Source organism: Armatimonas sp., from assembly GCF_031410135.1.
Taxonomy (GTDB): Bacteria; Armatimonadota; Armatimonadia; order Armatimonadales; family Armatimonadaceae; genus Armatimonas.
On sequence record NZ_JANNYP010000790.1, the window covers coordinates 1 to 6,167 of the forward strand.

The 6,167-nt window shown below is 59.4% G+C and carries 7 protein-coding genes; 5 read left to right on the forward strand and 2 right to left on the reverse strand.

Annotated elements, in window-relative coordinates; translation table 11 throughout:
• On the forward strand, nt 1-381 hold a 381-nt coding region (locus tag RMO15_RS28840), incomplete at its 5' end, for a hypothetical protein (protein ID WP_309721209.1).
• A 9-nt stretch (nt 382-390) separates the two neighbouring features.
• Nucleotides 391-1,329: a decaprenyl-phosphate phosphoribosyltransferase gene (locus tag RMO15_RS28845; RefSeq protein ID WP_309721212.1), complete on the forward strand. Its 939-nt coding sequence runs from the start codon at nt 391-393 to the stop codon at nt 1,327-1,329.
• Here RMO15_RS28845 and RMO15_RS28850 read toward each other — a convergent pair.
• Together RMO15_RS28850 and polA are read right to left on the reverse strand one after the other, a co-directional pair.
• Entirely contained in the window at nt 1,326-2,120 is a 795-nt protein-coding gene (locus RMO15_RS28850; RefSeq protein WP_309721215.1) for a glucose 1-dehydrogenase, read from the reverse strand. The two genes, RMO15_RS28845 and RMO15_RS28850, sit on opposite strands and share 4 nt — an antisense overlap.
• 4 nt (nt 2,121-2,124) lie before the next feature.
• Nucleotides 2,125-4,959: a DNA polymerase I gene (polA, locus tag RMO15_RS28855; RefSeq protein ID WP_309721218.1), complete on the reverse strand. Its 2,835-nt coding sequence runs from the start codon at nt 4,957-4,959 to the stop codon at nt 2,125-2,127.
• A 64-nt stretch (nt 4,960-5,023) separates the two neighbouring features.
• Between polA and RMO15_RS28860 the strand changes: the two genes are divergently transcribed.
• The 3 genes from RMO15_RS28860 to RMO15_RS28870 form a co-directional block, all read left to right on the forward strand.
• Entirely contained in the window at nt 5,024-5,272 is a 249-nt protein-coding gene (locus tag RMO15_RS28860) for a hypothetical protein (RefSeq protein WP_309721220.1), read from the forward strand.
• Nucleotides 5,272-5,688 carry a hypothetical protein gene (locus RMO15_RS28865; protein ID WP_309721223.1) on the forward strand — a complete coding sequence of 139 codons (417 nt, stop codon included), beginning with the start codon at nt 5,272-5,274 and terminating at the stop codon, nt 5,686-5,688. The genes RMO15_RS28860 and RMO15_RS28865 overlap by 1 nt, the downstream gene beginning before the upstream one ends.
• A 32-nt stretch (nt 5,689-5,720) precedes the next feature.
• Nucleotides 5,721-6,167: aldo/keto reductase (locus tag RMO15_RS28870; RefSeq protein ID WP_369016176.1), on the forward strand; the 447-nt coding region annotated here is incomplete at its 3' end.

Sequence of the window (6,167 nt, forward strand, 5' to 3'; positions counted from 1 at the left end):
AATGGGGCAAAGCTCGCGTCGGTGGTGGTGGCAGGCGATAAGTACGACACGTTCTATATCGGGGAGATAGATGTTCTCACCGATGAGACTGAAGTCAGTGTTGCGGATCTTGACGATCAGATTGCCTTTGCGGATAACGAGATGACCTTTGTGGGGGATGCGGAGGCGGGGGCCAGCACCCTGAAATTTTCCTGGGACTGGGATGCCAGCGATGGAATTCAGGAAGATGACACGGGCCGTACCGTCAAGCATGTCTTTCCTGTCAAACTCTTCCGTGGCGATGAGCAGATCCATAAAGTGGTGGTCACCCTGACGGTCACCGATGTCGATGGACTCAAGGCTCCCCAGCGCAAGACTCTTGCGCTTGAGATTAGCCGCTAACCGTTTCCTGTGACCGACCCTCGTGCCGTGCCCCGGCCAAGCCGACTCCCGGCTTGGCTGGAGGCCATGCGCCCCAAGCAGTGGGCAAAGAACGCCCTGCTCTTTGCGGGGCTGATCTTCACGCAAGACCAAGGGCATCAGCTCTCGCATTGGCTCAAGGCCTTTGCAGGATTTCTTCTTTTCTGCTTGCTCTCAGGGCTTACCTACTACATCAATGACCTGATGGACCTGGAGGCGGATCGACAGCACCCCAAAAAGCGGTTTCGTCCCATCCCCTCAGGGCGCTTGTCGGCTAAAACGGCGCGGGTGCTGGCCGGGCTGGGAATTCCGACTCTCTTAGTCGCGGCGCGCTTGATCGAGTACGATCTAAGTGGTTGGCCCGCGTGGAAGTTTTTTACGACAGCGGCGCTCTATCTGACGGTGACGTTACTCTACTCTCTCATACTCAAGCATGTGGTGATCGTGGATGTGCTGACCCTGGCCTCGCTGTTTGTGGTGCGGGCGGTGGCGGGGGCATTCGTGATCAATGTGCCGATCTCGGAGTGGCTGCTGCTGTGTACGCTACTGCTGGCGCTCTTTTTGGGGCTCTCGAAGCGGCGCGGGGAGCTAGTGGCGCTGGGTGAGGGAACACCGACGCGGGCAATTCTCAAGGAGTATAGCCTGCCGATGTTGGAGCAGATGATCACGGTGGTGGCCTCGGCGTGCTTGATGTCCTACACGCTCTATACGTTCTTCTCAAAGTCGCAAACGGGGCATAGCCGCCCCTATCTCATGGCGACAATTCCCTTTGTGATCTACGGACTTTTCCGCTATCTCTACTTAACCCACAAAAAGGGCATGGGTGAGGCTCCTGAGGCGGTGCTGGTGGAGGATAAGCCGCTGGTGATCAATGTTCTTCTCTGGGCACTGGTGGCCGCGATTGTCTTGCAGCTGGGAGTGCGGCCCTAGCTCGCCCCGCCGGGGTTGCCCGGCCAGCGCACGCCTGCCGCACGAAAGGCTCCGGTCTCGGGGCAGAGGATACTCATTCCGCCATCCACAGGGATGGTTGCGCCGGTGATGAAGCTGGCGGCATCGGAGGCAAGAAAGAGGGCGACCGCAGCGATTTCCTCGGGGTGTCCGACGCGATCTAAGGGATAGTGGGTATAGAAAACCCGCTGCTCGTCTTCCGAGAAGCGCTCTTTCCACGCTTGCTCGCCCATGGTCATGATATGGCCGGGGGCAATGCAGTTCACCCGAATGCCGTAGCGTCCCAGATCGGTGGCAAGCGCTCGTGTGAGCCCACCGAGGGCGGCTTTGGATGTTGAGTAGGCGACTCGCTCGGGGATGGGCTGGTTTCCGACGAGAGAACCAAGGTTAATGATGCTTCCCTTGGTCTGTTTAAGCGCGTCTAACCCAGCCTGGGCGAAGAGATAAGGAGCGCGGACATTGACCGCTTGCACGGTGTCAAAGAGCGCGACAGGGGTGTCTTCTAACGTGGTGCCCCGCTGGTCGGCGGCGTTGTTGAGGATGCAGTCGAGCCGCCCAAATCGCTCTAAGGTGGCAGCAACCACGTGTGCCGGGAACGCCGTGTCGGTGACATCGCCCTCCAGGCAGAGAGCATTACTCTCTCCCAGAAGCGCGGCGGTCTCTCCGATGCGCCGTAGATCGGTCGCGCAGACATTCCAACCTGCGTTGTGAAAGGCAAGTGCGATCGCTTGCCCAATCCCTTGCCCTGCGCCCGTAATAATGACAGTTTTCATACTTCTACTCCACCACAGTCGTGTCGCCCCAAGAGGGGCCCGTTTTTACCTCGACATCCAGGCTCACTGAGAGTTCGTAGGCGTTTTCCATGCACGCCTTCACCTTCGTGCCAAGCTCACCTGTCGCGTCTTGGTCTACCTCAAAAAGCAGCTCATCGTGTACCTGCAAGAGCAGTAGCGCCGGGAGCTGTGTGGTCTTCAGCATCGCCGCGACCGAGAGCATTGCTTTTTTCATAATATCGGCACTCAGCCCCTGGATCGGCATATTCGCCGCCGCCCGCTCCGCCGCCTGACGGAAGTTAAACACGCGGTTGTTGATATCGGGAATCCAGCGCCGACGGCCAAAGAGGGTCTGGACATAGCCGTTTTTCTGGGCAAACTCAATGGTCGCGTCCAGATAGACCTTCACGCCCGGAAAGCGCGCAAAGTACGACTCTTTCAGCGCCTTCGCCTCGCTCTGCGGTATCTTCAACTGCCGCGCCAGTGCAAAGTCCGAGATGCCATAGAGCACCGCGAAGTTCACCGTCTTGGCCGCGCGGCGCATATCACTCGTCACATCGCCCGGCGCGACGCCGTACACCTTGCTCGCCGTGTACTTGTGGATATCCTCGCCCGACGTGAACGCCGCCCGCATGTCCGCGTCGTTGGCCACGTGGGCAAAGATGCGCAGCTCGATCTGTGAGTAGTCCGCCGAGAGCAGAATCCGCCCCGGCGGCGCAACAAACGCCTTACGAATCTCCCGCCCAATGGCCGTGCGAATCGGAATATTCTGCAGATTGGGGTTCGACGACGACAGCCGCCCCGTCGCCGCCACGGTCTGATTGAGCGACGTGTGCACCCGTCCATCACTTCGGACCAATGCCGGCAGCGCGTCGGCGTAGGTGCTCTTGAGCTTCGCCAGCTCACGGTACTGCAGCACCTCCGCGACTATCTTATGCTCCAGCGCGAGGGGCTCCAGCACGTCCGCATCGGTCGAGTAGCCCGTCTTGGTCTTCTTCCCCGACGGCAGCTTCAGCGTCTCAAAGAGCACCTCCGCCAGCTGCTTGGGCGAGTTCACCGCAAACACCACCCCAGCCTCTGCGTGAATCGCCTTCTCCAGGGTTGCGACCTGCCCCCCCATCTCCCCCGCGATCTTGCCGAGCAATGCCGTGTCCAATAGCAGCCCTGTGCGCTCCATTTCCGCTAAGACCGGCACCAAAGGCAGCTCCAGCGTCTGCAAAAGCTCCGAGAGCTTGTCTTTTTCCAGGCGCGGCTCCAGCACCTCCTGCAGTGCAAAGATCGCCTCCGCCGACGCAATCGCCAGCTGTTTATCGCGCTCAAACACCGTCATTGTGTCCAGTGTCGCACGCTCTTTTTTCTCCAGCGCAGGCGGCAATTCACGCCCCGCATGATTCTGCGCAATGTCCCGTAGCGGATAGGTTGCCCGCTGCCCGGCAAAGAGCAAGTAGGCCGCCAGCTCCGTATCGAAGGCAAGCGACGAAACCGCAAAGCCATGGCGCTGCAAGATCGTGAGATCCGTGCGCCCATCATAGGTCATCTTGCCGATGGCGGGGTCTGCGAGGAGGGCATGACACGCTTTAGCCCCCTCGGTTTCCCCTCCCTCCCCCGGCCCCTCCCTCCCGATAACGGGAGAGAGGGGAGGATTTGTGTCAAAGAGTCCTCCTAGCTCGGTTCCCCCGCTTGCGGGGGCGGGGGGGGCTATCGCGCAGTAGAAAACACGCTCGCCTCCGGTGGCAATGGCAACCCCGTAGAGAACCGCATCCAGCGCTGATGCTTCATCGGTGTGCAGACGAATCCCAACCTTGCCCGCCGCCTTCGCAACACTCAATAACTCCATCACATCAGCCTCCGTCTGCACCTCCGTAACCGTCAGCACGGCAGGCGTAGCAGAGACTTGCTCCTCCCCTCCCTCTCCCGTTATCGGGAGGGAGGGGCCGGGGGAGAGAGGGGAACCTGTCGCCTTCGCCTCCACCCGACGCGCCAGCGTCCTAAACTCTAGCTCGTCGAAGAAAACCTTGATCGCGGCGTAGTCGGGTGAGTACTCGGGGCAGTCATCTGGAGCCGGAAGCACGGCTGCCTCGGGCAAGGGAATGTCTTTCTTAATCACCGCCAGCTCTTTCGAGAGGCGCATCTTATCGAGATTCTCGCGGATCTTCTCTTGAATACGAGCTGGCGTGACTTCACCAAGCCGCGCCTCGATCTCCTCCACCGTGGGGAAGGCTTGTAGCAGCGTCGTGGCCGTTTTCTCACCGATGCCAGGGACACCCGGAATATTATCGCTGGAGTCGCCCTTCAAAGCGCGGTAGTCCGTGAGTTGTATTGGCTTCAGGCCGTAGCGTGCCTCCACTGCCGCCTCATCGTAGAGCACGGTGTCGGTGATGCCTTTGATCGTCGTGAGCACTTGAATCCCCGGCTGGACGAGCTGGAGCATGTCTGAGTCGCCGCTGACAATCAGCACGTCGTAGCCCGCCGCTTTTCCCTGCGTGGCGAGCGTCCCAATAATATCGTCGGCCTCGTAGCCCGGCGCTTCCAGCGAGATCGCCCGAAAGACATCGGCGAGGCGGCGTGCGTACGGCCCCTGCTGGATCAAGTCGTCAGGTGTGTCTTGTCGTGTGCCCTTGTACTCCGTGAACAGCTCGTGCCGAAACGTCGGCTCATGCGTATCCCAGGCACAGAACATCAAGTCGGGCGAGTGTTTCTCCGTTACGCCCAGCAGCATCTGCGTGAAACCAAAGAGCGCGTTGGTGGGCAAGCCCTTGGAGTTGGTGAGAGAGCGCACCGCAAAAAAGCCCCGAAAAAGCAGCGAGTTGCCGTCGAGGAGAACGAGTGTTTTAGCCATTTGGGCTATTTTACCTGCTACTGATAAAATGTCATCAAGAGAGAAGAGAAAGGGTAAAACGACGATGACACTGATGATAGATGTCTCCCCGGAAACGGCTCGACGACTTGTGGATGATCCCCAAGCGCTACGTCGAGCAGGCGAGCTCGTGGACGCGGCATTCGCTGAGGAAGACATTGAGCTGCCCCCGGAAGACTGGGATAAAGTAGATGAGGCTCTAGTCCAGGTAGCCGCAGGTAAGGTGCGCCTCCACAACCGCGCCGAGTCGCTGGCACACGCGGAAGAGCTTCTCAAGGCCGCAGGGCTAGTGTAATGTCTGAGTCCGTGCCGTGGGACTTGTATCTCACGGATCTTGCCCATGCCGAGCGTGACGCACTGTTCCTCACGATAGGGCGTGTCCGAGGAGCTGACTACGCCCGGCGCTGGTGGGAGGGCCTCCTCAAAGCAACCGATGGCATTGTTGAGTTCCCTGGCCCACGCTCCTTCACGATGAATGTTGCCGAGTCGGAGCGGCGTCGGGTAGAGGTGCGCATGCGGCTCTATCGTGGGCCAGATCGTAAGAACCCCGAGTGGGTTTCTTGTACTATAGTCTTCTCGGTCTATGATCCGACGCAACAAGACCCTGACTCCGGCCAGGTGCGCGTCCTACGCTACGTGGGGGCAAAGACGCTCCAAGCACAGGAGCTTACTCAAGGGAGTGAAGACAATTCCCCACAAGAAACAGGGTAAGTATCGTCCTCCGGTATACTGGCTCCATGACGATGAAAATGCTACCAATCGGAACCAGTTCCCTAAGTGCTTCCGAGATCTCTCTGGGCTGTATGCGCATTGCAGGCATGGCCCCCGATGCCGTGGACACGCTCCTGCGGACGTCCTGGGAAGCCGGGATCAACTTCTACGACCACGCCGATATCTACGGTGGCGGCAAGAGCGAGGAGGTCTTTACGGCGTCGGTCAAGCGCCTTGGTCTCAAGCGAAGCGAGCTGCTTCTGCAGAGCAAGTGCGGCATCCGCAGTGGCTTTTTCGACTTCTCCAAGGAGCATATTTTAAGCTCGGTGGACAAGATCCTCACGCGCCTCGACACGGATTACTTGGATATTCTGCTCCTTCACCGCCCCGACGCCTTGGTCGAGCCCGAGGAAGTTGCGGAGGCGTTTGACCAGCTCAAGCAGAGTGGTAAAGTCCTGCACTTTGGGGTCAGTAACCAC

Excerpts from the sequence above, each read along its gene's own strand:
- RMO15_RS28850 (WP_309721215.1), bottom strand. The coding sequence starts at position 2,120 with ATGAAAACTGTCATTATTACGGGCGCAGGGCAAGGGATTGGGCAAGCG.
- RMO15_RS28865 (WP_309721223.1), top strand. The coding sequence starts at position 5,272 with ATGTCTGAGTCCGTGCCGTGGGACTTGTATCTCACGGATCTTGCCCAT.
- RMO15_RS28860 (WP_309721220.1), top strand. The coding sequence starts at position 5,024 with ATGACACTGATGATAGATGTCTCCCCGGAAACGGCTCGACGACTTGTG.
- polA (WP_309721218.1), bottom strand. The coding sequence starts at position 4,959 with ATGGCTAAAACACTCGTTCTCCTCGACGGCAACTCGCTGCTTTTTCGG.